This is a genomic window from Halorubrum sp. C191, from assembly GCF_002727095.1.
Taxonomy (GTDB): domain Archaea; phylum Halobacteriota; class Halobacteria; order Halobacteriales; family Haloferacaceae; genus Halorubrum; species Halorubrum ezzemoulense.
In genome coordinates this window covers 1-2,335 of record NZ_NHNZ01000087.1, presented here as the reverse complement: position 1 = coordinate 2,335, position 2,335 = coordinate 1, and the positions used below count along the sequence as shown (strand labels likewise).

The 2,335-nt window shown below is 56.1% G+C and carries 2 protein-coding genes and 1 pseudogene; 2 read left to right on the top strand and 1 reads right to left on the bottom strand.

Translation table 11 applies throughout. The annotated features are described in order from the left end of the window. Positions 1 to 129 precede the first annotated feature (129 nt). Positions 130 to 1,113 carry a hypothetical protein gene (locus Z052_RS07660; protein WP_099288943.1) on the top strand — a complete coding sequence of 328 codons (984 nt, stop codon included), beginning with the start codon at positions 130 to 132 and terminating at the stop codon, positions 1,111 to 1,113. 119 nt (positions 1,114 to 1,232) lie between these two features. Next, positions 1,233 to 1,526 (top strand): hypothetical protein, encoded by a 294-nt coding sequence (locus Z052_RS19740; RefSeq protein WP_141212129.1) that lies wholly within the window; start codon positions 1,233 to 1,235, stop codon positions 1,524 to 1,526. A 369-nt stretch (positions 1,527 to 1,895) separates the two neighbouring features. Here the strand turns inward: Z052_RS19740 and Z052_RS20735 are convergent. Then, positions 1,896 to 2,335: pseudogene (locus Z052_RS20735) on the bottom strand (hypothetical protein); the annotation flags it as partial.

Genomic DNA, 2,335 nt, shown 5'->3' with positions numbered 1-2,335 from the left:
GTAGTTCTACATAAGAGCGCGAGCTATTAACCAACAAACTGGCGCTTCTGCTGCTATCTGTTGGTTAATCACGGTGAGCTCAATCACGTACGCCCGTATGCTTTTGTCTCGCAGTACTGAATCGCCAGTATGTCGTTTCGAGTGACGTGGGACAACCTCCTCGACAACGTGGAGGAGCTTCCAGCAGACGCTACACTCCTCACTCCGCTCTCTCAGAAGCCGTTTCACATTACCGACGTCCAGCAACACCGAGTGCTGATCGAGTATCAGGCCGACAGTGAGACCGTCCCGCTCCAGCGAGAGCAGTTTGAGACGCTGTTTGAGCGCGTTGACGATGCGACTGGGTCGTTCGATCTCGATCGCCTCCCACCCGGGGCTGAACCGTATGCCACCGTCATGAGTCTCCATCCGCGATTCACTATCGACGACCGGGACGGGACCCTCTCCGAAAGTGAGACGCCAACACCGTCGCCGCTTGTCGAGGCGCACACGGTTGAACACGACGATGGTCCACGAGAAGAGCCCGATATCCCGGTCTATGCAGATGCCCTCCTGTTGATCGACGCACTCGAGCAGCACGATGTGACGTCACTCACCGAACTAGACGTGCCGACGCTCGTGAACCTCTACACGCTGCTTTCTGATGTCCAGCGCAACGCTAATGATCTCCGACAGGAGGTTCGTGGCGTCTTGCTTGACCGTCTCCATCACGATCAACCCGTGAGTGGGCAATACGGGTCCGTTCAACGAGCTGTCCGTCGGAATCGAACACTCAAAGATGACGAAGCAGTCCTTGAGCTACTGGAAGCAGAAGGGATCGACCCCGAGCGGGTGATGAGCGTCGACACGAGCAAACTCGACGACGCGTTGGAGGTAACGTCACTCTCTGAATCCGATGTCTACGAAATTGAAGAGAGCGAGTATGTACGGAAGGCAGACGTCGATGAAGAGATGAAAGAAACCCGTCTCCAAGGGCTCAAAGACCAGTTGGCTGGAGCCGACGAAGACACAACCGAGCTCCAAGCTGAAATCGAAGAACTGGAGCAGCGTATTACCGAACTCACCAGTTTTGACTCCGGGACATCCTTCCATACTCGTTCAACTGGTGGGTAGCCGGTACCCACATCCGTACCCGTTGGGAGACGACAGACCGGCCACGGGAATTGACTTGATGCTGTATCCGGACCTTCCTCGAGGCAGGTCTTTATTGGTGTGATGGACAAAGCCACCGTATGAGCGACTCGGCGTCTCCAAGCGCCTCTATCTCGCTATCTGGGCCGACCGACATTCCAGCAGTTCTGAATCGGGCTGGCATTGACCACGTCGGTGTTCATGATCAGCGACTACTGGCTATCTATCGCACCGGCATCTTCAATGTGCTAACTGAGCCGGAGTCGGTGTCGAATGCGCGCACACTCGAGATCGAATGTTGGGAAGCACCCCTCCCGTCTCGTGGTGATGAGCGATCACCCCAGGAGCTTCTTGACGACTTTGCCGCCGTGTTTGAGCGTCGCGATAAGTCCTGAATCGTCTATCGAGTCTCTCGCTCGCAATGACGGTGATCAGTTGAGAGTGACAAGAACACTAGAGTCAAGTTCTCTAGCACGAGTCCAGCCATACGCAATCTATAGAATGGGCGTATAGTTTTGGAGATCTATCGGTCAGAACCGTGTCCAAGATAAGCCACACCGAAGAACGTGGGTGCCTTCATCGGATCATTACTGTCTGACTGTGGATTTGTTCCCGTAGTCGTCTCGCATTAGTTATGGTGAAGATTTATCACCGCGGCCGGTAGTAGTAATAAGTGAGCGCTGCGCGCCAGCGTGTTGAGCCCGTTCGACCATGTCCCTCGACGGACGTGGGGGCGGGAAATGGCGCTATTCCAACTTCAGCAGTTACAACTCTCGGAGTTTCTCAGCGAGGTCATCGTAGCCGTTCCGCTGGAGAGCGTTGACCACCCGCGTAACGGAGTCTGACATCGGCTCGTCCACACCCTCATGCGGCATGACGGCACCCTCGTACCAGCAATTGACTCGCTCTCGGACACTGTTGCCTCGAAGCGCCGGGAGCGTCGGAGGGGTGTACTCAGGCGAGTTCCGATAGGTCGCGCTGATAGCCTGCCCCCAGTCCTGGCCACGATGGTGCTTCGCCCGTGGGGCCGGGATGACGAGCTCCCCTGCCCGCGTCATCGTGTCTGTGCTGTTAATCCGGTGGGCGAGGTGGTTTGAGGCCAAGTCGGCGAGAAGTGCCGCCGGGTAGTAGAACTCCGACTTCTGGCAGTGATACTCACGGACATAAATACGTAAACACATCTGGGATTTCGACCCGGTCGAGT